Below are 24,262 nucleotides of genomic sequence, written 5' to 3' on the forward strand. Positions count from 1 at the left end.
GAGGAATTGGCAGGACGCCCGTCTGCGCCGATAGGTCTCAACAGCCCGACCAGCAAGCACGGCTGCATACATTCAGGGAAGAAGTACTATGGCCTCCCGCGCCTTAACCTTGATCGCGCTCAGCGCTGTCACTTTGCTCTCCGGCTGTTCGGCATTCCGCAACTACGACTCGGAACTCGCACAAACCAACCAGCAGCTGGCTTCCGGCAATGTCGACGCCGCGCTGACCCTGCTGGAAAAGAACAACACCGGCGAAGACAAGGACCTGCTGTATTACTTCGAGAAAGGTGAACTGCTGCGCGCCAAGGGCGACTTGTCCGGCAGCCAGAACGCCTGGACCAGCGCCGATACGGTGGTCGGCCAGTGGGAGGACGCGGTCAAGCTGGATACCGGCAAGTACCTCGCTCAGTTCGGCAGCTTCCTGGTGAACGACAAGGTCCGTCGCTACGAAGGCTACGACTACGAAAAAGTCATGCTGACTACGCAAATGGCCCTGAACCTGCTGGCCGTGAATGACTTCGACGGCGCGCGCACTGCGATCAAGAAAACCCACGAACGTGAAGCGGTGATCGCCGACCTGCGCGACAAGGAATACCTCAAGAGCGAAGAGGAAGCCGAGAAAGAAGGCATCAAGACCGAATACAAGGACCTGCAGGGTTACCCGGTCGCCAGCCTCGATGCGCCGGAAGTGGTCGGCCTGAAAAACAGCTACCAGAGTGCGTTCAGCCATTACCTGGCCGGCTTCGTCTATGAAGCCCTGGGTGAAAAAGACCTGGCCGCGCCGGGTTATCGCAAAGCGGCCGAACTGCGCCCGAACACCCCACTGCTGGAACAGGCACTGAAAGACCTCGACAAGAAAAACGCCAAGGACGAGGACAGCGACATCCTGATCGTCGTGCAAAGCGGCCTGGCGCCAGCCCGGGATTCGATCCGCGTGCCCCTGCCTCTGCCGATCAGCGGCAATGTGGTGATCACCCCGCTGTCGTTCCCGATCATCAAGCCTGATACCTCCACCGCCACGCTCGCCCAGATCGGCGTGGACGGCCAGCAGCTCAACCTGACGCAACTCAACAGCATCACCGCCATGTCCCGCCGCGCGCTGCGTGACGACATGCCGGGCATCATCGTGCGCACCACCGTACGCGCCGTAACCAAAGGCATCGCGCAGAAGAAAATCAACGAAACCAACCCGCTCGCGGGCCTGGCGGTCGGTATCACTTCAGCCGTGCTCGAGGGTGCCGATACCCGTACGTGGCGCACCCTGCCGGACAACACCCAGGTGGTGCGCCTGCGCCTGAAGAAAGGCGAGCACCAGGTCACGCTGCCAAGTGCGGTCGGCGGTTCGGTGGTCAAGGTCACCGTCGATCAACGCTATCAGGTCATCAGCCTGCGTGCCGTGGGCAACCAGGTGTTTGCCAGCGGCCTGGCGGCTCACGTCGTCTCGAGCAGCACCCCGACGGCTGTGGCCAGCCTCAAACAACCTTAAGAACGGAGTCTTTACATGCGTTTCAAACTCATCGCTGTCGTCGCCCTGGCCTTGCTGGCCGGTTGCGCCACACCGCCGCCACCTGAGCCAGGCAGCGCCGCCAGCAAAGTCGTGGCCATGGGCAAGTTGAAGAACATTGTGGTGGGCGCCATGCGCGTCGCCCGGGAAAACGGCTTCATGACGGTCAATGTGCAGCTGAGCAACACCAGCTTCAACAACAAGACCTTCTACTACCGCTTTGCCTGGCTCGGCCCAGAAGGCTTCCCGATTGCCGAAGAAGAAACCTGGAAAAGCCAGATGATGTACGGCGAGCAGACCAGTTTCATCCAGGCCATCGCGCCCACCGCCAAAGCCGTGGATTTCCGCCTCGAAATCAAAACGCCTTAACACCCTATTCGATCAGTTTTAGAGAGCATTCCCATGTTTGCACGTTTTTCGTTCATCGCCGTTATCGCCCTGCTGGCCAGCGGTTGCGCCAATACCTCGCCTACCCTGGGCAGCAAAAACATCAGCTACGGCGACACCAAGGCCGTGGAAACCGTGACCAACGAGTTCGGCTCCACCGACCTGCAGATGATTGCCGAGTCCATGACCCGCTCCCTGGCACAGTCCGGCATTCTGCAAGGTCGTCCGGTGGTTCAGGTCTACGACGTGAAGAACAAGACCAGCGAATACATCGACACCCGTGAAATCACCACCAGCATCAAGACCCAGCTGATGAAGTCCGGCACCGCCCGTTTCGCCAGCGACAACACCGCGATGCAAAGCCAGGTTGACCAGCTGAAGCTGCAAAACCAGAGCGGCCTGTACAAGAAAGCCACTGTGGCCAAGACCGGCAACATGATCGCCGCCAAATACCGTCTTGAAGGTTCGATCAGCTCCATCGTCAAGCGCAGCAGCGACTACAAGGACGTCTTCTACAAATTCAGCCTGCAATTGATCGACGTTGAAAGCGGTCTGGCCGAGTGGATGGACGAGAAAGAGATCCGCAAGACCACGGAGCGTTAATCGATGCGCGCATGGATTGGCATGATGGCCCTGGCTTGTGCGTTCAGCGCGCAGGCGGCCCCGAAAGTCGCGGTAACGGACCTGGCGTATCAGGAGCGAGTGGAACAATACATCCACATCGTTTCGGCCCAGAGCAATCACCGCGAGAGTTACTACAGCGCCAGCGGTTCTTCGAGCTACAACGAAATCGAGGCCACCTACAGCTACATCGAGCAAGGTGAATTGCGTAAATTCACCGGCGACATCAAGGGCGAGATATTGCGCACCGGCATGTTTCAGCTGGTGCAAGGCACGCCGTATACCGCCTCGTCCAAGGGTGATGTCTATGACGTGATCAAACGGATCAAGGCCGGCAACTTCAAGGGTGCCGACTATGTGCTGTTCGGCACCGTGTCGGACATTGACTTCACGCGCGACGTGACCGAGCTGGCCAACACCGACAGCCATTCGGCCGTGTTGGGCCTGACCCTGGTGGCGGACTTCAGCCTGATCAACACCCGGACTTTTGAAATCACCTCGGCGTTCACAGCGATGGGCGAAGGTCAGGACACCAAACTGGTGAATGGCCGGGACATCAAGGTTTCGCTGAACCGCCCACGGGTGGTTCGTGACGTGTCCAAGGCGCTGGGTGAAGACGTGGCAGGGCAGTTGAGCCAACAACTCGGTGGCGGTGGTTACGAGCAGCCGGGGCAAGCCCCGTTGCGCAACAACTTGCCACGGGATACGGCGCCGGTGATTTTGCGCTGAATCCCGGCTGCCCCAGTGTGGCGAGGGAGCTTGCTCCCGCTGGGCTGCGAAGCGGTCCCAACCTCATGCAAGCGCTTCGCACTTGAGCGCGAGCAAGCTCGCTCGCCACAATGGGTTCGCGACAAACTAAAAAGGCGACCTCGTGAGGTCGCCTTTTTTGTGGTTGCGAGCTTTAAACCGCGGCTTTGCGCAGCGTCGCCATGAACGCCGCCGCGCCGATAAACAGCCCGGCAAAGGTGCGGTTCATGCGTTTTTGCTGCTTGGGCGTGCGCAACAAGCGCAGCACCTTGGACGCCAACCCGGTGTAACCGGCCATGACAATCAGATCCACACAGACCATGGTCACGCCGATGATCAGGTACTGAGCCAGCAGCGGCGCATGCGGGTCAATGAACTGCGGCAATACCGCGAGCATGAACACCAGGGCCTTGGGGTTGCTGATGTTGACCAGAAAACCGCGGAACACCAGCGCCATCGGCTTGCCGATCTGGCGCACGGCCGCGTCGTCACTCATGTCGCTCGGCAGCGCGCGCCATTGCTTGATCGCAAGATAAACCAGGTACGCCACGCCGAACCATTTGATCGCATAAAACGCAGTGGCCGATGCCGTGAGAATCGCGCCAACACCGGCACCGACAATCGCGATCTGCACCGCCAGGCCCAATTGCAGGCCCAGGGCATTCCAGTAACCGCGCCAGAAACCGTATTGCAGACCGCTGGACATCGACGCAATGGCGCCGGCACCGGGAGACAGGCTGATCACCCAGCAGGCGGCAAAAAACGCCAGCCATGTTTGAAGCTCCATCGCACACCTCGACTCAGACTCGTGACAGACGTCTAAGCTAATGCGGCTTGGGGCCGATGACTACCGATTTTTTTTGCAGGATAGTGCGGCTGCCGACCAGCGTCTTATGACTCGCGCAGGCGATGCGCCAGGCAGCGGACGCCTTACTTTTCGAAACCGCCGGACGAGAACACGTCCGTACCCCGCCAGCGTCGAACCGAGCGCTGGAAGAACAGGCTATTAGGCACCTGCACCATCGCGCTGCCGGTGCCGAGCTCTTCCGCTTCGATCAACGTGGTGTAGAGCAGATTGATCGCCACCACCCGGCCTTTGACGCCAGGCTTGTCAGTGGTGTCCACCAACTCGACCACGTCACCGATACGGAACGGCCCGACGGTAAAAATCAGGATCGCGCAGAGCAGATTGGAGAGCACGCTCCACATGGCGAAAAACGCCACTGCGGCCACCGCAACGAAACCGGACAACGCGGTCCAGAGCACTGTGGCCGACACGCCCAGGCGCTCCAGCACGAAAATCAGCGCGCTGCCCATGATCAGCCAGCGCAGACCGCCGCGCAGCGGCATCAAGAACTGCGGCGGAAAGGGGTAGCGCTCGCCCAATCGAGTCAGGCATTTAGCGACGACGCGCTGAGCGATATAACCGGCCAGCAGGATCAACAGAATTTGTACGACCAGCCAGATCGGCTCGACCCACATCGCCGGCAACGGTAGCTTGAAGGCTTCCATCAGGACAGCGCCTCCAGCTCCGCCTGCATGCTTTCGAGCAATTCCAGCGCTTCCATCCAGGCTTCTTCCAGCTCGGCTTCGCGCACCTTCAGCCTGGCTTGCTCAGCCAGCAGATCACGCAGGTCGTTCTTGCGTGCCGGTTCGTAAATGTCGCTGTCGCCGAGGCGGGTGTCGATCGTCGCCAGTTTCTCGTGCAGCTTGCCCAGCTCAGCTTCGAGCTTGTCAGCCTCGCGCTTGTGCGGCGCCAGTTGCTGACGCAATGCGGCGGCGGCCTGACGCTGGGCTTTCTTGTCAGTCTTGTCCGGATTGACTGGCGTATTGCTGACCGGGGCATTGCGCTGACGATAATCGACCAGCCAGCGGGCATAGTCTTCCAGGTCACCGTCAAACTCCTCGACCTTGCCGTCCGCCACCAGATAGAAATTGTCGGTGGTGCTTTTGAGCAAATGACGATCGTGGGAGACCACCAGCACTGCACCACTGAACTCCTGCAGGGCCATGGTCAGCGCCAGGCGCATTTCCAGGTCCAGGTGGTTGGTCGGTTCGTCGAGCAGCAGCAGGTTCGGTCGCTCCCAGGCGATCAACGCCAGGGCCAGGCGAGCTTTCTCGCCACCGGAGAAATTCAGCACCGGCTCGTCGATACGCGCACCGCGGAAGTCGAAGCCGCCGAGGAAGTCGCGCAGGGTCTGTTCGCGCTCCGTCGGCGCCAGGCGCTGCAAGTGCAGCAACGGGCTGGCCTTCGAGTCCAGGGAATCAAGCTGATGCTGGGCGAAGTAACCGACGACGGTGTTTTCGCCGCGGGTCAGTCGACCGGCCAGCGGCGAGAGTTCACCGGCGAGGTTTTTGATCAGGGTCGATTTACCGGCGCCGTTGGGGCCAAGCAAACCGATGCGCGCGCCAGGGGTCAATTGCAGCTTGACCTTCTCCAGCACGGCTTTGTCGCCGTAGCCCAGACGGGCATCGGACAGGTCGATCAGCGGGCTGGAAATCTTCGTTGACTCGCGGAAGACGAAGTCGAACGGCGAATCGACGTGAGCGGCGGACAACTCTTCCATCCGCTCCAGCGCCTTGATCCGGCTCTGGGCCTGGCGGGCCTTGGTCGCCTGGGCCTTGAAGCGGGCGATGTAGCTTTCCATGTGCGCACGTTGCGCTTGCTGCTTCTCGTAGGCCTGCTGTTGCTGGGCCAGACGCTCGGCGCGGGCACGCTCGAAAGCGCTGTAACCACCGCGATACAGGGTGATCTTGCGTTGATCGACGTGGGCCACGTGATCGACCACGGCGTCGAGGAAGTCCCGGTCGTGGGAAATCAGCAGCAAGGTACCGGGATAGCTTTTCAGCCATTCTTCGAGCCAGATGATGGCGTCGAGGTCCAAGTGGTTGGTCGGTTCGTCGAGCAGCAACAGGTCCGAGGGGCACATCAACGCCTGCGCCAGGTTCAGACGCATCCGCCAGCCACCAGAGAAATCTCCTACCTGGCGATCCATCTGCTCGTTGGTGAACCCCAGGCCGGCCAGCAGCTTGCGGGCGCGGGCATCGGCGGTGTAACCGTCGGCGCTGTCGAGTTCCGAGTGCAGGCGGGCCTGAGCGGCACCGTCATGGGCCGCTTCGGCGGCGGCGAGGTCACGTTGCACCTCGCGCAGGCGCAGGTCGCCATCGAGCACGTAGTCGACCGCCAGGCGTTCGAGCGTCTCGATTTCCTGGCGCATGTGGGCGATGCGCCAGTCGGCCGGCAGGAAGCAGTCACCCGAGTCCGGGTGCAGCTCGCCCCGAATCAAGGCGAACAGGCTCGATTTGCCGGCGCCGTTGGCACCGATGAGGCCGGCTTTGTGGCCGGCGTGCAGGGTCAGCTCGGCGTCTTCTAGCAGACGTTGCGGGCCACGCTGTAAAGTCAGGTTCTGAAGTCGAATCATAATGGCGGCGGAGTCTACCAGCTTCGCTCGCAACTGGCGCGAGTAGCACTATGTCCTCTGACCTGTGGAGCTTTTCCCTTGGCACTTACGCCCGTCCCGGCGTTGAAGCCGCGTGCCTGACTTTGCAGTCGGCGGGGGTGAATGTGTGCCTGTTGTTGTGTGGCCTGTGGCTCGGACAGCGCGGAGTCGCCTGCAACGGGCAACGATTGCAGCAACTGCGAAACGTGGCCGAACCTTGGGACACGGAAGTCGTTCGACCGCTGCGCGCCTTGCGCCTGCAATGGAAAGCCAACGCGACTGAAGATGCCGAACTGGATGCGTTACGCGAACAAGTGAAAGTGCTGGAGCTGGAAGCCGAACGGCATCTGTTGTTGCGACTGGAGCGATCGGCGCAAAGTTGGCCGCAGGATGAGGCGACCGATTTATCGGCCTGGCTGGAGGGTGTGGCGGCGGACGCCGCACACCTGGGCCGCGACGCGCTGCATCAGCTGCGCGCCGCGGTAACCGGCACTTAGGAAGCGCTGGTTGGGGTGGTGCTGGTGCTCGACGGCGCTACTGGCGTTGGCGCAGTGGTGGCTGTCGAGGTAGAGGCTGCTGGTGCAGGAGCGGCCGAAGCGGATGGCGCTGGCGTCGCTGGTTTGGCAGCAGGAGCCGGGGTTGGCTTGGCAACGGCGGCCGGTTTTTTCACGGCTGGTTTGGCAGCGGCTGGTTTTGCGGCTGTCGCTGGTTTGGCGGCGGCTGGCTTGGCAGCAGCAGTTTTTACAGCTGGTTTTGCAGCTGGTTTTGCCGCCGATTTAGCAGCCGGTTTAGCGGCTGGCTTGGCAGCGGTTTTTGCCGCTACCGGTTTTGCGGCAGGCTTGGCAGCAGGTTTCGCGGCGGCGGTTTTGGCGGCTGGTTTGGCAGCAGGTTTCGCCGTAGCAGGTTTGGCAGCAGCGGTTCTTGCAGCCGGTTTAGCGGCCGCGGTTTTCGCCGCAGCAGGTTTGGCAGCGGCGGTTCTTGCAGCCGGTTTAGCCGCCGCAGTTTTCGCTGCAGCAGGTTTTACCGCCGCGGTTCTTGCAGCCGGTTTAGCGGCTGCTGTTTTGGCAGTGGCTGGCTTGGCGGCAGGTTTGGCAGCGGCTGTTTTCGCTGCCGGTTTTGCAGCGCTGGCAGCGACCGTTTTTTTCGCAGCCGGTTTAGCGGCGGTTTTTGCTGCGGCTTTCACCGGAGCCTTTGCAGCAGGCTTGGCCGGTGCCTTTGCAGCAGCCGGTTTGGCCGCGGCTTTCTTGGCAGGGGCCGCAGCAGGCTTGGCCGAACGCAGGGACAACGCCTTGCCGACAGCCTCTTGTACACGACCGACGCCCTGGGCCAGTTTCAGGCTTTCTTGAGCATCGCGCTTGAGTTGCAGAATGTAGGTGCGGGTCTCGGACTGACGATCCTTGAGGGAGTCGAGCAAGTCTTCGAGTTGCTTCACTCCGTCCTTCGCCTTGGCTTGTGCCTTGGCCTTGCCGGCCGCCGCAGCGTCCTGCAATTTGGTGCGGGATTTGTGCAATTTCTCCTGCGCTTTTCCGCGCTGCTTTTCCAGTTTGGCGAGCAATTTTTCAGCATCAGCCAAGGCTTGTGAACAAGCGGTTTCCAAATGCTCGAGCAAGCTGCCCGAGAGTTGTTGGAGTAAGTGCAACGGGGTATTTACAGGCTTCTTGGTGGCCGACATGGTTTACCTCCTGGCTGACGTGGGTGCGGCTCATACTAGACCTCTGCTGCTACCGCCGCTAGGGCATGTTGACAGTATCGAAAGCGCTGCGTTGCAACGGATCGAAAATCTTCCGGGCTTGCGTAAAACAAGTTCACTGTCGCACGCATTCACACTGGCATAATCTGCCGCATCTCAGGTCGGAGAGTGCCGATGTCGCGCTACCTTTTTTTATCGCTGTGCATGTTTTTTTCCGTGGCTCAGGCCGCCGAAAAAACCACCGGAAATGAAGCTCACGATCTCGCGTACAGCCTGGGCGCAAGCCTCGGTGAGCGTCTGCGCCAGGAGGTTCCCGATCTGCAACTTCAGGCACTGGTCGAAGGATTGCAGCAAGCCTATCGAGGCAAACCGCTGGCCCTGAAAGACGAGCAGATCGAACAGATTCTGGCCGAGCATGAAGCGCAGGTTGCCTTGCAACAGAGTGAGCCGCAGAGCGAAGTCGCCCTCGAAAAAGAAAAACGTTTTCTCGCGGAAGAAAAAGCCAAACCCGGTGTTCGTGAACTGGCCGATGGAGTATTGCTGACGGAGTTGGTGCCAGGCACCGGCGCGAAAGCCGGCCCGAATGGCAAGGTCCAGGTCCTGTACATCGGTCGACTTCCCGACGGCACCGTGTTCGATCAGAACAGTCAGCCGCAGTGGTTCAGTCTCGACAGTGTGATCAGCGGATGGCGCAGCGCCCTGCAAAACATGCCGGTCGGTGCGAAGTGGCGATTGGTGATTCCATCGGCACAGGCTTATGGCGCCGACGGTGCCGGCGACTTGATCGATCCATTCACGCCGCTGGTATTCGAAGTCGAATTGCGCGGGGCCACCGGCTGAACAGCGCAAACGAAAAACGGCGCGCATAAGCGCACCGTTTTTTTGAGGGTGTTACCGGAAGGGGTTCAGGCTTGAACCGAATCCTCTTCCTTGTGAGCCGTGTGCAGCACCTCGATCAGGCAGTCTTCCAGTTCGAAGCGTTCGTGCAACAGGCCACCCAGCTCCTTGAATTTCTCTGCCACGCACTTGCCTGCATCGCACAGGTCGTTGAACGCAAGCAGCTTCTCGGTGATGACGTCGATACGCGGGTAGATCGTCTCGGCCAACTCGAGGCCGCGAGTGTCGCCAAACGCCTTGGCTTCGCCCGTCAGCTGTTCGTAGATCTCGAAGTGCCCGGCAGACACGTAATCGACCAGCACGCCGCAGAATTCCTGCAATGGCTTGCGGTTCTCGCCCAGAGCTTCAGGCTTGGCGCCGAGAGCATCATAGGCCCGAACCAGTTCGTGACGCTCCTGCAACCAGCGATCGATCAGCAGATGCACTCCACCCCAGCGTTCCTGAGCATTCTGACAACTTTCGAGCATGGTGATCTCTCTTCCCTTGTGGGTCATGCTGCCCTACACCTGTCGCACACTTGAAGATCAAGAATCGGCCAGGCAGAGCGTCATTCGAGCAACATAATTCCAATGACACGTGCGGGCCAGATTATGCCCGCGCGACTGTGGCTTCAAGGTACGCAGGAGATAAAGTTCATACAAGTGTTTAATCGCCCGCCAGCGCGGGGTGCGACGACTCGCCGCTGAGCGGTCGCCGGCAGGCGATCCAGACAACGCGTAGCAGCTGCTGAATACTGAGAATTGTCATCGCGACAAAGAACAACAGGCTCCACTCCGGCAAGCTCAGGTCGAACAGCGTCCATGAAATCCGTGCACAGTCGGCCGTGCCGTTGAACATTTGCTGCACAACATAAACCCAGGGATTGCTTGCGAACAGATCGGCCAGATCCGGCGAACACGTTGACAGCTGTTGCAGCGGGTCGCCTTGCAGCAACACCTGGCGCCACGCCGTCGCTGTTCCCGCCAGGCTGCACAGCAAACCCAGCAGCCAATACAGGGAAGAACCCAAACGGCCGGGCCCATGCACCGAAGCCATCAGGCAGACACCCGTGAGTAACGCCAGACACATCCGCTGCAACAGGCACATGCCGCACGGCTGGAGGCCGACCGCATATTCCAGGTAATAGGAAACGCCCAAGGCCAGGGCGTCGGCAACGAAAACCATGAAAAACAAGGAGCGTGAGCAGGCCAACGACATGGCTTTTCCGTACCAGTAGAGACAAGTGGTTACGGTAGAGGAAAGCGCGCCAGCCTTACAAGACGGGTCAGCAGGGACACTTCAACAGAAGTGTAGGGAATTCCCGACAGAGTTGAGAGGATCAGATGTAGTCCTCTGTAGGACTTTGTTACCAACCGACCAGGACTGTAAGAATTAACGTCTTTTTGGCGAGGGAGCTTGCTCCCGTTCGATTGCGCAGCCATGGTAAATCAAAGGGTTGCTTCGCAATCAGGCGGGAACAAGCTGCCTCGCCACAGGCTTCAACAGCGGTTAACTTTTAGACGGCTGCAGGCACCGGCAACGGCGCTGCCAACAAACGCTCATCCAGCAAGCCAAGGCCTTCCTGGAACAACTGATTGCTGCGCTCGGTGTCACCCAGTTGTGCCAGCAATCGCGCCAGCTCCGCACAGGCTTCCGGGTTGCGCTGCACGCGCAGGCTGCTTTCCAGATAGTCCCGGGCCTTGCCCCACAGACTGTTTTGCAAACACAGGCGACCCAGGGTCAGCAACAGACTCGGGTCGGCCGGATGGTTCTTCAGCCAGCCCTCGGCGGTTTGCAGCTGACGGGCCGGATCACTGCCGCGAACCAGTCCGTAAAGGCGGGCCAGATGGCTGTCGTAGTTGCGCTTGAGCGCCGTTCGCAAGACCTCTTCGGCCTCGATCTGGGCGCCGATTTGCCGAAGCTGCTCGGCATACGCCAACACCAGTTGCGGTTCCTGGCGCTGTGCCGAAGTGAGTTGCTGCCAGGCGCGGTTGAGCGATTGCAATCCGACGGTTCCGTCTTCTTCGCGGTGCGCCGCCAGGGACAGGTTTTCCCCCCAGGCCCGGCGTTCCAGTTCGGCCAGCTCGGCCGGCGGCAGGACCTTGTCCTTGCGCAGCTCCGGCAGCAGGCGAATAACGGCCGACCAATCACCGCGCTGTTGATGCAAACGCTGCAACTGGCGCAAGGTCTGGACGTTATGAGGGTGACGCTCATGCATCGCCTGCAAGGTCACCAGGGCGCCATCGGTGTCGCCGCGATCGCTCTGCAGTTGAGCGTGACTCAAGGCGATCGCCAACTCGGCCTGGGGCTGGCGCTCCAGCGCACGCTCCAGCAAGTTGTCGCTTTCCTCGTAGTGGCCTTGCTCGTTGGCAGCGCGAGCAGCGCCGAGGTAGTAAAGCAGTGGCTGGCGCTCGGCTTCGGCGGCGCGATGCAAATGACGCTGCGCGCTGGCCCAGCGACCTTCGGCCAAGTCCAGCTGACCGTGTTCGATCGCCACTTGCACCCGACGGCTGCGGTTGCGCCGCGACCAGGGATTGACCACGCCACTGGACGTCATGACCAGTTCGATCAACGCCTTGATGCCCCAGAATACCAGCCACAACACCGCCACCAGGGCCAGGGTTGCCCACAGGCTCGATTCGAAACGGAAGCTCTTGTAAGCGATCAGCACGTAGCCGGAATGCTCGGCAATCGCCAACCCCAAAGCGGCGGCAGCGGCGATGACCAGAAACACGATCACATAGAGGCGCTTCATGGCGTGGCCTCCGGCAGAGTGTTTGCGGCAGGCTTGGCCATGGGTTTGATCGAATCCTCGGCGTTGACATTACGTCGCTCGAGATAGCCCTGAACCGCGCTCAGCGTGGCGGTCAGATCCGGCGTGACCACGGTAACCGGCTGCTTGCTCAGTTCGCCAACCTGCTCGAGCATCACTTTGCTCTGCGGGTTGTCCGGATTGAAGTTGCCTTTGAGCACGTCCCGCGCTTCGGCCAACGCCTGGGTGTAAACCGCAGCCTGACCGTTGAGTGCCGCCCACTGCGCCTGCTCCAGCGCCAGGCTCAGGGCCAGACGCACCTGGCTCAGGCTTTGCCCTGCCAGCAATGGACGTACATTTTTGTCAGCGTTGAAATCGATGCGGATGTAACGCGAGATCTGATCCCACCACTGCGCCCAGCGACTGGCGCCGTCGCCATCGGCGGTCAGGCCCAGCAGGGATTCGCCGCGGTCCTTGTACTCGGGTGCGAGCTCGGTGAGGTTGATGACTTGATCGCGCAGCGCCCCCAGGCGCAGGAAAAGGCCAGTGCGATCCGGCTGTTCGGTGCTGCGCAAGGCGACCAGGGTTTTCGCCACTTGCTCGCGAGCGGCAAAGGAACCCGGGTCGTTCTGTTCACGAAGAATTTCGTCGGCGCCCTGCACCAGGGCCTGAGCGCTGCTGATGTCCTGCAACGCCGAAAGTCGCAGGCTGGCCAGGCGCAGCAAGTGTTCGGCCTCGGCTAGACGCCAGTCCTTGCGGCTCGCGCCGAGGACGGTTTCCAGACGTTGATTCAAACGTTGCTGATCGCCTTGCAGTTGAATCACCAGACGGCTTCGAGCGTCCAGTTCTTCGGCGGCTGGCATTTGCTCAAGGCGCGCACTCAGGCGCTGCTCATTCAGCTTCAGGCTTTGCGCCTGATCGTTCAACGCCTGCACCTGGCTCAACTGCTGCTGCGTATTGGCTTGCAGGTGACGCACCTGCCAGACACCCCAACCGCCCACCGCCACACCGGCGGCGCCCAACAGCAACGCGACTATTGCCAGCCCATTGCCTCGGCGCTGCTCGGCAGCAGGTGGCGCAGTTTCAACCGGAGTTTCAACCGGCGCATCAAGCACTGGCTTCACGTCATCTTTAGGCAAGGCTGTTTCGTTCACGTATCCATCCTTTGCATTAGAGAACGGGTTCGGGATGCTCCCGTAACGCCGTCAGCAAAGCCGCGGCACTGGCGCCACGACAATCCACAACTGTTTGGGCTCCGGCGGCACGTGCCAGCTCGGCAACCCTGGGGCTTGGAACAAACAACGGCAACCGCGCCAATTGCGGCCAGGCAGCGCCGGCCAATCGATGCAGGTGCTCAAAACCCTGTCCACTGCTGACCACCAGTCCGTTCAAGCGTTCCGCCTTGATCCGCTCTGGCAGTACTGCTGGCGGGTATTGCGGCAGATCGCGGCGGTACAGTTCCAGATACTCGACACTAGCACCAAGCTCGCGCAAACGCTCAGCAAGCAACTCGCGCCCGCCCTCTCCGCGCATGATCAATACCCGTGGATCGGGCGGTGCGACAGCCTCGCGCAACGACGCAAGTTCCAGCAAGGCTTCGCTGTCATCACCCTCGGCCGGAAAACTCACGTCCAATCCGTGGTCATCGAGAATCCGTGCGGTCGCGGCGCCCACGCTGAACCACTTCTGGCGTGGTGGTTGCGGCCAGTATTGACTGACCAGCTCCACCGCGATTCTGGCGGCCGGCTTGCTGACCACGATTACCGCGCAGTACCGATCCAGATGCTGAATCACCTCGCGCATTGTGTCAGAGGCAGGAATCGGTTCAATTTCCAAAAGCGGCAAACTGCTGCTGAAAATCCCCGCTTCGGCCAAAATTTCGCTCAGCGCCGCCGACTCATCCGCGGGACGCGTCAGCAGCAGGCGCCAGCCCGTCACTCGTGACCTGCCTCGCCGTAGACCGCTTTCAGAATGTCATTGGCGCCCTGGTTCAGCAGGTCTTCGGCCACTTGCACACCCAAGGCCTCGGCATCGCTGCGCGGCGCACGGGCCTCGGCGCTGAGCAGCAGGCCGCCGCTCGGATCGCCCACCAGACCGCGCAACCAGATCTGCTCGCCTTCCAGCACGGCGTAACAGGCGATCGGCACCTGACAGCCGCCATTCAAATGTTTGTTGAGCGCACGTTCGGCCGTCACGCGGGTGGCGGTGTCCTGATGGTGCAGCGGTGCCAGCAAAGCGTGGATTTCGCTGTCGACGGAGCGGCATTCGATGCCGACAGCACCCTGGCCACCGGCCGGCAGGCTGTCATCGACGCTGATGGCAGAGGTGATTCGATCTTCGAAGCCCAGACGAATCAGGCCGGCAGCCGCGAGAATGATGGCGTCGTATTCACCGGCATCAAGCTTGGCCAGACGCGTGTTGACGTTGCCGCGCAGGAAACGGATTTCCAGGTCCGGGCGACGGGTCAACAACTGGGCCTGACGGCGCAGGCTGGAGGTGCCGACAATGCTGCCTTGCGGCAGTTCGTCCAGGCTGGCGTAGGTATTGGAGACGAATGCATCACGCGGGTCTTCTCGCTCGCAGATGCAAAACAGGCCGAGGCCTTCGGGGAAGTCCATCGGCACGTCTTTCATCGAATGCACGGCGATGTCGGCTTCGTTCTCCAGTAGAGCCGTTTCCAGTTCCTTGACGAACAGCCCCTTGCCGCCGATTTTCGACAGCGGTGAGTCCAGCAGTTTGTCGCCACGACTGACCATGGGCACCAGTGTCACGAGCAGACCCGGATGGGCCGCTTCAAGACGGGCTTTGACGTATTCGGCCTGCCACAGGGCGAGAGCACTTTTGCGGGTGGCGATGCGGATTTCGCGAGAGGACATGGATCAATCCGTACTGAATAGATACGGCGGATAATAACAGCTCAGCCAAATCCACTTTGACTTGTATCAGGTATTGCCTGGCCTCCCTGGCCCCGGATGTCCGGCAATCGGGTGAAAAATTCACCTGAGGATGGCGAATTAAAGCTGTTGCATCATTTTGCGCACGCCGGCCACATGACGCCGGCTGACGATCAGGGCGTCGCCGTTCAGGCCTTTGAGGAACAGCTGAAAGTGTCCCAGAGGCGTGCGTTGCAGGCGCTCGATGCGTTCGCGGGCGACCAGTGCGTTGCGGTGGATGCGCACGAATCGGTCACCGAATTCATCTTCAAGGGCCTTGAGCGGTTCATCCAGCAGCACTTCGCCGCCTTCATGGCGCAAGGTCACGTATTTATGGTCGGCAATAAAGTAGACCACCTGACCCAACGGGATCAGCTCAATACCCTTGCGGGTACGCGCGCTGATATGGCTGCGAGGGCCGCTACCGGTTTCGGCGGCGGGACGGGTCAAAGCCGCAAGCTGGACACGATTGGGCCGCTCGGCTTTTTTCAATGCTTCATGCAATTGTTCTGTACGCACAGGTTTCACCAGATAGCCTACGGCGCTGGCCTGTAAGGCTTCCACGGCAAATTCATCGGGCCCTGTGCAAAACACCACGGCTGGCGGGGTTTCACGTTCGCATAACCGTGCAGCCACTTGCAGGCCGTCGAGGCCTGGCATGCGGATATCGAGCAACACGATATCCGGCTTGTGGCTGTCGATCAGTGCCAACGCTTCTTCGCCGTTCGTGGCGCTGGGCTCCAGGACACTGTATCCCTCGAGTTCGCCGACCATTCGGCTCAGGCGCTCGCGGGCAAGGGGTTCGTCATCAACGATCAGGACATTCATATTGCGCTGGATTCCTGCGTGAGTCTCGCACAAGGATAGCGTAGACAAGTGGAGTGACGTCCGTCACCGCGATCCACGCTAAGACTAGCGCGAGGGCCAAAAAGTGCCGCCCGTCCGACCGCTAAATTTTTATTTGCCGGGCAATCGGCGGTTGGCGAGGCATCGCCGTAGGGTTTGCTGATACACAATACGAACACCCCCTCTGCTTATAGTCCGCTGCAGCGCCGAGAAGTGCGCTGATCCTACTGTCCAACTGTAGACGGTTGCCGGGACGTTATTACTCAATTGAAAAATATCGTTGCGCAATTCCGGTCAGGCTGGCTTCGAGCATAGGCCGGGACATGAGAAAAAAACGTATCGACCAGTGTCAGCGACAGGATTGGCAACCCTGTTATTATCCGCGACAGCTTTCAACGCCATCTTTCTTCAGCCGATACGAGCGAATTCATGAGCACTGACAAGACCAATCAGTCCTGGGGCGGCCGCTTCAGTGAACCCGTCGACGCCTTCGTCGCCCGCTTCACCGCCTCCGTCACCTTCGACCAGCGCCTGTATCGCCACGACATCATGGGCTCGATCGCCCACGCCACCATGCTGGCCAAGGTCGGCGTGCTGACCGATGCCGAGCGCGACAGCATCACCGATGGCCTGAAGACCATCCAGGGTGAAATCGAGGCCGGCCAGTTCGACTGGCGCATCGACCTCGAAGACGTGCACATGAACATCGAGGCGCGCCTGACCGACCGCATCGGCGTGACCGGTAAAAAGCTGCACACCGGCCGCAGCCGTAACGACCAGGTCGCCACCGACATCCGCCTGTGGCTGCGTGACGAGATCGACCTGATCCTGGCGGAAATCACCCGCCTGCAAAAAGGCTTGCTGGAACAGGCCGAGCGCGAAGCCGGCAGCATCATGCCGGGCTTCACCCACCTGCAGACCGCACAGCCGGTGACATTCGGTCACCACATGCTGGCCTGGTTCGAAATGCTGAGCCGCGACTACGAGCGCCTGGTCGACTGCCGCAAGCGCACCAACCGCATGCCTTTGGGCAGCGCCGCACTGGCGGGCACCACTTACCCGATCGACCGCGAGTACACCGCTCAACTGCTGGGCTTCGATGCCGTGGGCGGCAACTCGCTGGACAACGTGTCCGATCGTGACTTCGCCATCGAGTTCTGCTCGGCCGCGAGCATCGCGATGATGCACTTGTCGCGTTTCTCCGAAGAGCTGGTGCTGTGGACCAGCGCCCAGTTCCAGTTCATCGATTTGCCGGATCGCTTCTGCACCGGCAGCTCGATCATGCCGCAAAAGAAAAACCCGGACGTGCCGGAACTGGTGCGTGGCAAGACCGGCCGCGTCTTCGGCGCGCTGATGGGCCTGCTGACCCTGATGAAAGGCCAGCCACTGGCCTACAACAAGGACAACCAGGAAGACAAGGAGCCGCTGTTCGACGCCGCCGACACCTTGCGCGACTCGCTGCGGGCGTTTGCCGACATGATTCCGGCGATCAAACCCAAGCACGCGATGATGCGCGAAGCGGCCCTGCGCGGTTTCTCCACCGCCACCGACCTGGCCGACTACCTGGTGCGTCGTGGCCTGCCGTTCCGTGATTGCCACGAGATCGTTGGCCATGCCGTGAAGTACGGCGTGGAAAGCGGCAAGGACCTGGCGGAAATGAGCCTGGAAGAACTGCGCAAGTTCAGCGACCAGATCGATCAGGACGTGTTCGCCGTGCTGACCCTGGAAGGTTCGGTGAACGCCCGTGACCATATCGGCGGGACTGCGCCAGCGCAGGTCAAGAAGGCTGTGGCTCGCGGTCAGGCGTTGCTCGCCAGCCGTTAAGCCGCCAAAAGCTTCGCGAGCAAGCCCGCTCCCACACTGGGTCTCTGGTGTTCACAAATCATGTGTTCACCATCAATCCAGTGTGGGAGCGGGCTTGCTCGCGAAAGCGACCTGAAGGACGCTACAAATCTATTTCTTGGACGCGACCATCGCCATGAACGCTGGCATCGCCGCTTCCTTGTCCGCTGCGATCCGCTGCACGTTCGGGTTCTGCTCCAAACGCTCCAGCAGTGCCCGGGCCGCTGGCATTTCAGCCAACAAATCCAGGTCGAACAGCTTCTTCGCTACCGCACAGGCCAGCGGCACGCTGTACAGAAAGTACAGATCTGCAATGCTCAGGCTTCCGCCCGCGACATAGGGGGCAAACTTGCCGTGCCGTCCCAGCGAGGCAAAACCCAGCAGCAACTCAGCCTTGGTCTTGTCCTTGATCGCGTCCGGCACCTTCATGCCGAAGAATGCTTCGCCATAACAGGCGCGCCCCGGCAACTCGATGTACAGCTCGATTTCCTTGGCCAGTGCCAGGACCTGCGCCCGCTCGAAGGGATCGCCCGGCAGCAGCGGCGTACCTTTCTGGCTCTGCTCGATGTATTCGAGAATCACCGCGGTTTCATTGACGAAACCTTGCTCGACACCCAGCACCGGGACCTTGCCGCGCGGACTGATTGCCAATGCCTCGGGGCTCGTGCCCGCATAAAACGGTACTTCTTCGAACGGCAGACCTTTCTCCAGCAACGCCAGTTTCACCATGTTGTAGTAGTTACTGACGGAAAATCCATAAAGCTTCAGCATTACAAAGCCTCCAGGCCGTGCGGGGTGGGCAGTGCCTGCTTTATAGAACGCCAGGGCGTTTCTTGCCAGCAGCATCATGGCGCTGAATGCAGGTAAACTGACCGCCTTTCCTTGAGGAGCCTGCCATGAGCGAGCCAACCCCCGACAACAACCAGGACGATATCGACGAAGAAGAATTCGCCGAAAACACCCTGGTCGAAGCCATCGAAAACCAGATCGAAAGCGACAATCCGCCTGCCGCCAAGGCCACCTTCAACAAGTTGACCCTGGTGGGTTACGAACGTGAAGAAATCCTCAACCTGATGGCCCACGTTCTGGCGGTGGAAATCGACGCGATCCTCGAAGAAGACCGCGCATTCAACACCGAATGGTACGAAGCGGCGCTGCGTGCCCTGCCAGAATTGCCGCCGGAAAAGAAGTAACCCTTCATTGCCGGATGGGGCTTTTGTGGCCAGGGACCTTGCTCCCGCTGGATCGCGCAGCGGCCCCAAAAGCTTTACGGCTGCTACACAGCCGAGCGGGAGCAAGCTCCCTCGCCACAGTTAAGCCCCCCTCAGCAAGCTTCCCCTCAGCAACACCCCACACAATTTGTCACCCATCATTCCTGCCTTCCTCCAGCCCCTGACTACACTGGTACGCACCCCGCTGCCGCACCACCCGCCGGGGAATGCCTCCCAAGGTGAAAAACCCTGTCGCGAGCACTGGACATGCCGCACGAGTGGGATCACCTTAGGGGCGCTGTCGTCCAATTCCTAGAAAGTCTGGAGTCCTTATGTCGCTTACCCCTGAGCTGGTTGCCGAACTGGAAATCCTCGCACTCTTCAACCTGGACAGTTCCCAGGAAGGTTTGAAAATTCATCAGACCGCTGCCCCGAAAGCCATTGCTGCCGCTCAACGCCTCTTCGCAAAAGAACTGATCGACCAGCCTGATGGCGGTTATCTGACCAGCCTGGGTCGAGACGCCGCGCAAAACATACAAACCGTCCTGACCATTCTGAGCGTCCCGGAAACCGCCTGAGCACCACCGCATCGCCCACGGAAACCCCTGCTACGGGATTTCCGCGGGCACACTTCGTTGCATGCCGTCGCCCAGCGATAAAAATCTGACGTCAAAAAACAAAATCCGCTTAAACGTCCCGCGACCGAGGCGCTAAACTGCCCTTCATTCTGAGACCTCCCACGTCCGAGCCCTGCGAGCCGGTTTGAGCTGACATGACCCGCACCCATGAAATCCGCCCTGATCTGGACGAGGGGATCGACCGCAAGGTTCTCAGCCAGCTGCGCGCACGCTTTTTAAAACTCAACGAGGGCCGCATGGCCCGCGCCATGGAAGGGCTGTCGACCCGCCAGCAAGGGGTGTTGACCCTGCTGCCGCTGTTTTTCCACGTCAATCATCCGTTGTTGCCGGGTTACGTTTCGGGCAGCACGCCCGCCGGGCTATCGAACTTCGAGCCCGACGCCAATGCCCTCGCCGAAGCCCAACGCCTGACCCGATCGTTTTCCTACAAGCCGCGCCACGGCAGCAATCCGCCGCGACCGATTCACGGCCTGTTTCTGATGGGCAGCCTCGGCACCCTCGCCCAGGCCGATCAGAGCGACATGGACGTCTGGGTCTGTCACGCACGGGACTTGAGCGAAAGCGAACTCAACGAGCTGCGTAAAAAGTGCCAGCTGCTGGAAACCTGGGCCGCGAGCCAGGGCGCCGAAGCGCATTTCTTCCTGATCGACCCGGCGCGCTTCGTGCTCGGCGAGCGGGACAATCAACTGAGTTCGGAAGACTGCGGCACCACCCAGCACTACCTGCTGCTGGACGAGTTCTATCGCACCGCCATCTGGCTGGCCGGACGCACGCCGATCTGGTGGCTGGTGCCGGTTTACGAAGAGGCCGCCTACGACCGCTACACCCACGCGTTGCTCTCCAAGCGGTTTATCCGCGCGGACGAAACCCTTGATCTGGGACACCTGGCGTACATCCCCCCCGGCGAATTCATCGGTGCAGGACTCTGGCAGTTGTTCAAGGGTATCGAGTCCCCCTACAAGTCGGTGCTCAAGCTGTTGCTGACCGAGGTCTACGCCAGCGAACACCCCAGGGTTCAGTGCCTGAGCCTGCGATTCAAGCAAGCTGTGTTCGCCAATCGGCTCGACCTCGACGAGCTGGATCCGTACGTCGTGGTCTACCGGCGCATCGAGGAATACCTCACTGCCCGTGGTGAACCGGAGCGTCTGGAGCTGGTGCGCCGTGCGCTGTACCTGAAGGTCAACCGCAAACTCACCGGCAGCAGTCGCACCCAGAGCTGGCAGCGTTCGTTGCTTGAACGCCTGGCCCACGAGTGGCACTGGGATCATCGTCAACTGGCCCTGCTCGACAGCCGCAGTCAGTGGAAAGTCCGCCAGGTCAGCACTGAGCGCCGGGCGTTGGTCAACGAACTGAATTACAGCTACCGCTTCCTGACCGAGTTCGCCCGCAGCGAACAAACCGTCAGCCTGATCAACAAGCGCGACCTCAACGTGCTGGGCCGGCGCCTGTACGCGGCGTTCGAGCGCAAGGCGGACAAGGTCGAATTTATCAACCCCGGCATCGCCCCGGACCTGGCCGAAGACACACTGACCCTGGTGCACGCGCCCAACAAGAAAGAATCGGGGCAAACCCAGTGGGGCTTGTACAACGGCAGCCTGACCGCCCACGAGTGGGAGCACTTCGCGCCGATCAAGCGCAGCCGTCAACTGCTGGAACTGCTGACCTGGTGCCATCGCAACGGCGTCATCGACAGCAGCACCCGACTGGCGTTGCATCCCGGCGAGAGCGACCTGAGCGAGTTCGAACTGTTCAACCTGCTCGGCAGCCTGCAACAGAGCATCGCCCTGCCGCTGCCCACCGTCGCCGAAGAACCCTTGTTGCGCGCCAGCGTGCCGACCGAGGTGCTGATTCTGGTGAACGTCGGTGTTGACCCGCTCAAGCATCACCGCGACCTGAACATTCTGATGACCACCGAGCGCACCGACTCTCTGAGTTACGCCGGGGTTCGGGAAAACCTGGTACTGACCCTCGATCAGGTCACGCTCAACAGCTGGAATGAAGTGCTGGTCAATCGCTTTGACGGCCCTCACGCCCTGCTCGACTGCCTGCGCGATTACCTCAATAACCTGCCAAGCGGACCGCGACAGCCAAAATTGCGCGTGCGTTGCTTCTGCCATAACCGCGCGCAATTTATCGCGCAGCGGGTCGAAGAAGTGATCGACACCGCGCAGAACCTGCTGCTGAGCAAACTCAATCATCGCTACCTGATTCAGGTCCAGCAGCATTACCACGTGCTGGAACTGGTGCCAGGGCAGGTCAATCACGTCGCCCTCGCCACCCTGCCGGCACTGTTCGATTACCTGGGCGAAGAACTGGCAAGCTACAGCCCGCTGCACCTGGACCCGATGGCGCTGGAAGATCAGGACCTGGCGCTGATTCTGCCCATGGGCCAGCCAGACTGTATTCAGGTGTTCTACCGGATTCACGACAACCAGGCCGATCTGTACGTGATGGATGAATTCAACGCCTTGTGGCAGCAGCGTTTGCCCTATCACGACGAACAAAGCCTGCTCGTGCCGTTGCAACGCTTCCTGCAATCGATCCAGTACCGGCGCGATGCCTTGCTGCCGATGGACGCTGCCCAGCCATTGAGCCTGGACACGCTGTATTACCAACTATTGCCATCCGGCCCTGGGCGAGCCCGCCGGGTCGAGCCCAAAACCCCGCCGCAAACCCCGGTCAACAAACCGTTCTACGACGTGCAGGCAATCGTCGGCAAAGCCGCACCGGGCGAAGTGCACGTCACGTTGTATTGCAATCAGCGGGAATTTTCAGAGCTGGAGCATGGCGAGCAACTGTTCAGTGTGGTCGCCCGGGAAATTGTCGAACAGCGCCGCGAGACCGAACGCTATCGCTGCTACATCACCGACCTGGACCTCTCGGGCCTGCTCGGTGATGGTCAGAGTTCAAGCAATTTGTATTTGCGCTACAAGGCCGATCTGGAGCGCGCACTGAACGACGCGCTCGAGTTGGTCTGAAGAAAAGCTTATTCCGGGAAGTCGCCGCCATGGGCGGGCTGCGATTCGACTGCCAGCAGGGTCAGTTTCAGAGTCTTGCCGCCAGGTGCCGGCCAGTCGATGTGCTGGCCGACCTTCAGGCCCAGCAGTGCGCTGCCGACAGGCGCCAGAATGGAGATCTTGCCTTCGTCAGCGTTGGCATCCTTTGGATACACCAACGTCAGGTGATAGTCCTTGCCGCTGCTTTCTTCACGGCAATGCACACGGGAATTCATGGTCACGACATCGGCGGGCACTTCATCGTGACCGACCAGCGTATCGGCGCGATCCAGTTCGGTTTGCAGCGCGATAACGCCCGGCAGCGTGTCGTCCAGGCTGTCGATCAGGCGTTCCAGACGCTGAACGTCCAGACGAGTAAGGGTGATGGAAGGTGCGGTCATGATAGAGGCAGACTCCTTTCTTCTGCACAGAAAAAGCAAAACCCCGCCAGAAAAAGGCGGGGTTTTCACGAACCTCGATGGGTTGAGGCGTTTCTGGACACTATCACAGCTCAAAAAATATACAAGTGAGGGGCGACCACAGCCTGGCGCAGACTTTGGGAGAGGAGGCTTACGTGTGGCGAGGGAGCTTGCTCCCGTTCGGCTGCGCAGCAGTCGTAAGCTTTCCGGGGCAGCTTCGCAGCCCAGCGGGAGCAAGCTCCCTCGCCACAAAAGCCCTTATGCCAGGGCTTTGCGCTGAACGGCCTGCGCGCAGATGACTCGCCGACGATCATCATCCGCCGAGCGCCATTCGCGGATGTCTTCGACATGGCGAAAACACCCCAGGCAGACCTTCTGTTCATCCAGCCGACACACGCCGCTGCACGGCGAGGGCACCGCCGGGCTGACATTGCTGTAAAGCGGCTTTGGCGGACGAGCGGGGGCAGGCTCAGTCACGATCTCACAGACCTTCGAAATCGAATTCAGCGCCGGCCTGTTGCTTGACGATGCGCTCAAGCATCTCGCCGAGCTGCTCTTCGCTCTTGTCGCACATCCAGCGCTCGCTCTCTTCGTCGTAGTCGAAGTGGAAGCCACCCGATACCGCCGCCAGCCACAGCTGACGCAGGGGCTCCTGGCGGCTGAAGATCAACTGGCTGCCATTTTCGAACTTGACGGTGAGCACACCGGCCGAGCTCTCCAGATCGATATCCAGGTCGCTCTCATCGAAAATATCCTCCAGCGATTGCTGGGTAGCATCGACCAGATCGTGGAAACGGGCTTCGGTCAAACTCATTGCGGCAACCTCAAAAAGTGTCTGTTCACGCTCAAGCGCCGCAAGATACGGGCGAGCCCCAGTGATTGCAAAGAATAACGACCCAGCACCGATTTAGGTACATCAAACACCGCCCCTGTGGGAGCGGGCCTGTGGTGAGGGGATTTATCCCCGTTCGACTGCGCAGCAGTCGCAAGCACTCCCGATTAGCGAACTGCTGGGGCTGCTGCGCAACCCAACGGGGATAAATCCCCTCACCACAAAGGTTCGCTCCCACAGGGATTGCACCTAACTGGCCAAGCCCCGCCGGACGGGAGCCCGGTCGCATAGGCAAGCTGCCGGGTGGCCGGTATACTCCGGCGCAATTAACGCATTTTCAAGGATTTCGCCATGAAGCGCCTGATCTCTTCCCTTGCTGCGCTCGTCGCGGTTGCCTGTCTTGTGTCGGCCTGTGGTCAAAAAGGCCCGCTGTACCTGCCCGACGAAAACCAGGACCCGGCCGAGCAGGCGCAGTCCTCGCAAAAGCAGCCGTCGAAGGCACACAAGCACGACGTCTACCAATAAGGG

The 24,262-nt window shown here is 60.6% G+C and carries 26 protein-coding genes and 1 pseudogene; 11 read left to right on the top strand and 16 right to left on the bottom strand.

All coding sequences use genetic code 11. The annotated features are described in order from the left end of the window. The first annotated feature begins 88 nt into the window (after positions 1 to 88). The 4 genes from B723_RS03705 to B723_RS03720 are packed head-to-tail and all read left to right on the top strand — an operon-like array spanning position 89 to position 3,241. Complete coding sequence (locus tag B723_RS03705; RefSeq protein WP_017341416.1) at positions 89 to 1,486, top strand: COG3014 family protein; 1,398 nt, start codon at positions 89 to 91, stop codon at positions 1,484 to 1,486. A gap of 15 nt (positions 1,487 to 1,501) precedes the next feature. Beyond that, positions 1,502 to 1,873, top strand: coding sequence for a YcfL family protein (locus tag B723_RS03710; RefSeq protein WP_017341417.1), 372 nt, complete (start codon positions 1,502 to 1,504; stop codon positions 1,871 to 1,873). Between the two features lie 33 nt (positions 1,874 to 1,906). Next, positions 1,907 to 2,494 carry a penicillin-binding protein activator LpoB gene (gene lpoB, locus B723_RS03715; protein ID WP_017341418.1) on the top strand — a complete coding sequence of 196 codons (588 nt, stop codon included), beginning with the start codon at positions 1,907 to 1,909 and terminating at the stop codon, positions 2,492 to 2,494. A 3-nt stretch (positions 2,495 to 2,497) separates the two neighbouring features. After that, a complete protein-coding gene (locus B723_RS03720; protein ID WP_017341419.1) occupies positions 2,498 to 3,241 on the top strand; it encodes a hypothetical protein in 744 nt (247 codons plus the stop codon). A 172-nt stretch (positions 3,242 to 3,413) separates the two neighbouring features. On the opposite strand, the gene rhtB is transcribed toward B723_RS03720, so the two are convergent. From rhtB to B723_RS03735, 3 genes are all read right to left on the bottom strand, one after another. Continuing rightward, positions 3,414 to 4,046: a homoserine/homoserine lactone efflux protein gene (gene rhtB, locus B723_RS03725; protein ID WP_017341420.1), complete on the bottom strand. Its 633-nt coding sequence runs from the start codon at positions 4,044 to 4,046 to the stop codon at positions 3,414 to 3,416. 143 nt (positions 4,047 to 4,189) lie between these two features. Beyond that, positions 4,190 to 4,771: a mechanosensitive ion channel family protein gene (locus B723_RS03730; RefSeq protein WP_017341421.1), complete on the bottom strand. Its 582-nt coding sequence runs from the start codon at positions 4,769 to 4,771 to the stop codon at positions 4,190 to 4,192. Further along, complete coding sequence (locus B723_RS03735) at positions 4,771 to 6,681, bottom strand: ATP-binding cassette domain-containing protein (protein ID WP_017341422.1); 1,911 nt, start codon at positions 6,679 to 6,681, stop codon at positions 4,771 to 4,773. The genes B723_RS03730 and B723_RS03735 overlap by 1 nt, the downstream gene beginning before the upstream one ends. Positions 6,682 to 6,731: 50 nt before the next feature. Between B723_RS03735 and B723_RS03740 the strand changes: the two genes are divergently transcribed. Continuing rightward, complete coding sequence (locus B723_RS03740; protein ID WP_017341423.1) at positions 6,732 to 7,196, top strand: TIGR02444 family protein; 465 nt, start codon at positions 6,732 to 6,734, stop codon at positions 7,194 to 7,196. Here B723_RS03740 and B723_RS03745 read toward each other — a convergent pair. Continuing rightward, positions 7,193 to 8,371 (bottom strand): AlgP family protein, encoded by a 1,179-nt coding sequence (locus B723_RS03745; RefSeq protein ID WP_017341424.1) that lies wholly within the window; start codon positions 8,369 to 8,371, stop codon positions 7,193 to 7,195. The genes B723_RS03740 and B723_RS03745 overlap by 4 nt on opposite strands. 192 nt (positions 8,372 to 8,563) lie before the next feature. Between B723_RS03745 and B723_RS03750 the strand changes: the two genes are divergently transcribed. Continuing rightward, the gene (locus B723_RS03750; RefSeq protein ID WP_017341425.1) at positions 8,564 to 9,229 is read left to right on the top strand and encodes an FKBP-type peptidyl-prolyl cis-trans isomerase; all 666 of its coding nucleotides are present in this window, start codon (positions 8,564 to 8,566) and stop codon (positions 9,227 to 9,229) included. A 65-nt stretch (positions 9,230 to 9,294) separates the two neighbouring features. On the opposite strand, the gene B723_RS03755 is transcribed toward B723_RS03750, so the two are convergent. The 8 genes and pseudogenes from B723_RS03755 to B723_RS34025 form a co-directional block, all read right to left on the bottom strand. Further along, positions 9,295 to 9,753 (bottom strand): Rsd/AlgQ family anti-sigma factor, encoded by a 459-nt coding sequence (locus tag B723_RS03755; protein ID WP_007899333.1) that lies wholly within the window; start codon positions 9,751 to 9,753, stop codon positions 9,295 to 9,297. A gap of 178 nt (positions 9,754 to 9,931) precedes the next feature. Further along, the gene (locus tag B723_RS03760; RefSeq protein ID WP_017341426.1) at positions 9,932 to 10,483 is read right to left on the bottom strand and encodes a disulfide bond formation protein B; all 552 of its coding nucleotides are present in this window, start codon (positions 10,481 to 10,483) and stop codon (positions 9,932 to 9,934) included. Positions 10,484 to 10,781: 298 nt separating this feature from the next. Continuing rightward, positions 10,782 to 12,020, bottom strand: coding sequence for a heme biosynthesis protein HemY (locus B723_RS03765; protein WP_017341427.1), 1,239 nt, complete (start codon positions 12,018 to 12,020; stop codon positions 10,782 to 10,784). Continuing rightward, a complete protein-coding gene (locus B723_RS03770; RefSeq protein WP_017341428.1) occupies positions 12,017 to 13,171 on the bottom strand; it encodes a uroporphyrinogen-III C-methyltransferase in 1,155 nt (384 codons plus the stop codon). The genes B723_RS03765 and B723_RS03770 overlap by 4 nt, the downstream gene beginning before the upstream one ends. Before the next feature lie 16 nt (positions 13,172 to 13,187). Beyond that, positions 13,188 to 13,955, bottom strand: coding sequence for a uroporphyrinogen-III synthase (locus tag B723_RS03775; protein WP_017341429.1), 768 nt, complete (start codon positions 13,953 to 13,955; stop codon positions 13,188 to 13,190). Further along, positions 13,952 to 14,893 carry a hydroxymethylbilane synthase gene (gene hemC, locus B723_RS03780; protein WP_017341430.1) on the bottom strand — a complete coding sequence of 314 codons (942 nt, stop codon included), beginning with the start codon at positions 14,891 to 14,893 and terminating at the stop codon, positions 13,952 to 13,954. The genes B723_RS03775 and hemC overlap by 4 nt, the downstream gene beginning before the upstream one ends. A gap of 138 nt (positions 14,894 to 15,031) precedes the next feature. Continuing rightward, positions 15,032 to 15,778: a LytR/AlgR family response regulator transcription factor gene (locus tag B723_RS03785; protein WP_017341431.1), complete on the bottom strand. Its 747-nt coding sequence runs from the start codon at positions 15,776 to 15,778 to the stop codon at positions 15,032 to 15,034. Further along, positions 15,775 to 15,981, bottom strand: a pseudogene (locus B723_RS34025) (sensor histidine kinase); the annotation flags it as partial. The gene B723_RS03785 and the pseudogene B723_RS34025, both read right to left, overlap by 4 nt. A gap of 244 nt (positions 15,982 to 16,225) precedes the next feature. Between B723_RS34025 and argH the strand changes: the two are divergent. Then, positions 16,226 to 17,620, top strand: coding sequence for an argininosuccinate lyase (gene argH / locus B723_RS03790; RefSeq protein ID WP_017341432.1), 1,395 nt, complete (start codon positions 16,226 to 16,228; stop codon positions 17,618 to 17,620). A gap of 129 nt (positions 17,621 to 17,749) precedes the next feature. Here argH and B723_RS03795 read toward each other — a convergent pair whose 3' ends face one another. Next, positions 17,750 to 18,409 (bottom strand): glutathione S-transferase family protein, encoded by a 660-nt coding sequence (locus tag B723_RS03795; RefSeq protein WP_017341433.1) that lies wholly within the window; start codon positions 18,407 to 18,409, stop codon positions 17,750 to 17,752. A gap of 125 nt (positions 18,410 to 18,534) precedes the next feature. On the opposite strand from B723_RS03795, the gene B723_RS03800 reads away from it, so the two are divergent. The 3 genes from B723_RS03800 to B723_RS03810 all read left to right on the top strand — a co-directional run bounded on the left by B723_RS03800 (position 18,535) and on the right by B723_RS03810 (position 22,465). Next, the gene (locus tag B723_RS03800) at positions 18,535 to 18,831 is read left to right on the top strand and encodes a hypothetical protein (RefSeq protein ID WP_017341434.1); all 297 of its coding nucleotides are present in this window, start codon (positions 18,535 to 18,537) and stop codon (positions 18,829 to 18,831) included. A 350-nt stretch (positions 18,832 to 19,181) separates the two neighbouring features. Beyond that, a complete protein-coding gene (locus B723_RS03805; protein WP_017341435.1) occupies positions 19,182 to 19,427 on the top strand; it encodes a TIGR02647 family protein in 246 nt (81 codons plus the stop codon). 194 nt (positions 19,428 to 19,621) lie between these two features. Continuing rightward, entirely contained in the window at positions 19,622 to 22,465 is a 2,844-nt protein-coding gene (locus B723_RS03810; RefSeq protein WP_017341436.1) for a class I adenylate cyclase, read from the top strand. Positions 22,466 to 22,473: 8 nt separating this feature from the next. Here B723_RS03810 and rnk read toward each other — a convergent pair whose 3' ends face one another. The 3 genes from rnk to cyaY all read right to left on the bottom strand — a co-directional run bounded on the left by rnk (position 22,474) and on the right by cyaY (position 23,716). Further along, positions 22,474 to 22,884, bottom strand: a complete 411-nt coding sequence (rnk, locus tag B723_RS03815; protein WP_017341437.1) for a nucleoside diphosphate kinase regulator — start codon at positions 22,882 to 22,884, stop codon at positions 22,474 to 22,476. 276 nt (positions 22,885 to 23,160) lie between these two features. Next, positions 23,161 to 23,379 (bottom strand): DUF1289 domain-containing protein, encoded by a 219-nt coding sequence (locus tag B723_RS31875; RefSeq protein ID WP_017341438.1) that lies wholly within the window; start codon positions 23,377 to 23,379, stop codon positions 23,161 to 23,163. A 4-nt stretch (positions 23,380 to 23,383) separates the two neighbouring features. Further along, entirely contained in the window at positions 23,384 to 23,716 is a 333-nt protein-coding gene (gene cyaY / locus B723_RS03820) for an iron donor protein CyaY (protein ID WP_017341439.1), read from the bottom strand. A 369-nt stretch (positions 23,717 to 24,085) separates the two neighbouring features. Here cyaY and lptM point away from each other — a divergent pair, with 369 nt between their 5' ends. Continuing rightward, complete coding sequence (lptM, locus tag B723_RS31880) at positions 24,086 to 24,259, top strand: LPS translocon maturation chaperone LptM (RefSeq protein WP_017341440.1); 174 nt, start codon at positions 24,086 to 24,088, stop codon at positions 24,257 to 24,259. The last annotated feature ends 3 nt before the right edge of the window (positions 24,260 to 24,262 follow it).

It is taken from the genome of Pseudomonas fluorescens NCIMB 11764, from assembly GCF_000293885.2.
GTDB lineage: Bacteria > Pseudomonadota > Gammaproteobacteria > Pseudomonadales > Pseudomonadaceae > Aquipseudomonas > Aquipseudomonas fluorescens_B.

Bases quoted from the DNA above. Each gene is read 5' to 3' on its own strand.
- B723_RS03740 (WP_017341423.1), top strand. From the start codon at position 6,732: ATGTCCTCTGACCTGTGGAGCTTTTCCCTTGGCACTTACGCCCGTCCC.
- cyaY (WP_017341439.1), bottom strand. From the start codon at position 23,716: ATGAGTTTGACCGAAGCCCGTTTCCACGATCTGGTCGATGCTACCCAG.
- lptM (WP_017341440.1), top strand. From the start codon at position 24,086: ATGAAGCGCCTGATCTCTTCCCTTGCTGCGCTCGTCGCGGTTGCCTGT.
- B723_RS03705 (WP_017341416.1), top strand. From the start codon at position 89: ATGGCCTCCCGCGCCTTAACCTTGATCGCGCTCAGCGCTGTCACTTTG.
- lpoB (WP_017341418.1), top strand. From the start codon at position 1,907: ATGTTTGCACGTTTTTCGTTCATCGCCGTTATCGCCCTGCTGGCCAGC.
- B723_RS03720 (WP_017341419.1), top strand. From the start codon at position 2,498: ATGCGCGCATGGATTGGCATGATGGCCCTGGCTTGTGCGTTCAGCGCG.
- argH (WP_017341432.1), top strand. From the start codon at position 16,226: ATGAGCACTGACAAGACCAATCAGTCCTGGGGCGGCCGCTTCAGTGAA.
- B723_RS03810 (WP_017341436.1), top strand. From the start codon at position 19,622: ATGACCCGCACCCATGAAATCCGCCCTGATCTGGACGAGGGGATCGAC.
- rnk (WP_017341437.1), bottom strand. From the start codon at position 22,884: ATGACCGCACCTTCCATCACCCTTACTCGTCTGGACGTTCAGCGTCTG.
- B723_RS03805 (WP_017341435.1), top strand. From the start codon at position 19,182: ATGTCGCTTACCCCTGAGCTGGTTGCCGAACTGGAAATCCTCGCACTC.
- B723_RS03760 (WP_017341426.1), bottom strand. From the start codon at position 10,483: ATGTCGTTGGCCTGCTCACGCTCCTTGTTTTTCATGGTTTTCGTTGCC.
- B723_RS03795 (WP_017341433.1), bottom strand. From the start codon at position 18,409: ATGCTGAAGCTTTATGGATTTTCCGTCAGTAACTACTACAACATGGTG.
- hemC (WP_017341430.1), bottom strand. From the start codon at position 14,893: ATGTCCTCTCGCGAAATCCGCATCGCCACCCGCAAAAGTGCTCTCGCC.
- B723_RS03745 (WP_017341424.1), bottom strand. From the start codon at position 8,371: ATGTCGGCCACCAAGAAGCCTGTAAATACCCCGTTGCACTTACTCCAA.
- B723_RS03735 (WP_017341422.1), bottom strand. From the start codon at position 6,681: ATGATTCGACTTCAGAACCTGACTTTACAGCGTGGCCCGCAACGTCTG.
- B723_RS03710 (WP_017341417.1), top strand. From the start codon at position 1,502: ATGCGTTTCAAACTCATCGCTGTCGTCGCCCTGGCCTTGCTGGCCGGT.
- B723_RS03730 (WP_017341421.1), bottom strand. From the start codon at position 4,771: ATGGAAGCCTTCAAGCTACCGTTGCCGGCGATGTGGGTCGAGCCGATC.
- B723_RS03785 (WP_017341431.1), bottom strand. From the start codon at position 15,778: ATGAATGTCCTGATCGTTGATGACGAACCCCTTGCCCGCGAGCGCCTG.
- B723_RS03755 (WP_007899333.1), bottom strand. From the start codon at position 9,753: ATGCTCGAAAGTTGTCAGAATGCTCAGGAACGCTGGGGTGGAGTGCAT.
- B723_RS03765 (WP_017341427.1), bottom strand. From the start codon at position 12,020: ATGAAGCGCCTCTATGTGATCGTGTTTCTGGTCATCGCCGCTGCCGCC.
- B723_RS03800 (WP_017341434.1), top strand. From the start codon at position 18,535: ATGAGCGAGCCAACCCCCGACAACAACCAGGACGATATCGACGAAGAA.
- rhtB (WP_017341420.1), bottom strand. From the start codon at position 4,046: ATGGAGCTTCAAACATGGCTGGCGTTTTTTGCCGCCTGCTGGGTGATC.
- B723_RS03750 (WP_017341425.1), top strand. From the start codon at position 8,564: ATGTCGCGCTACCTTTTTTTATCGCTGTGCATGTTTTTTTCCGTGGCT.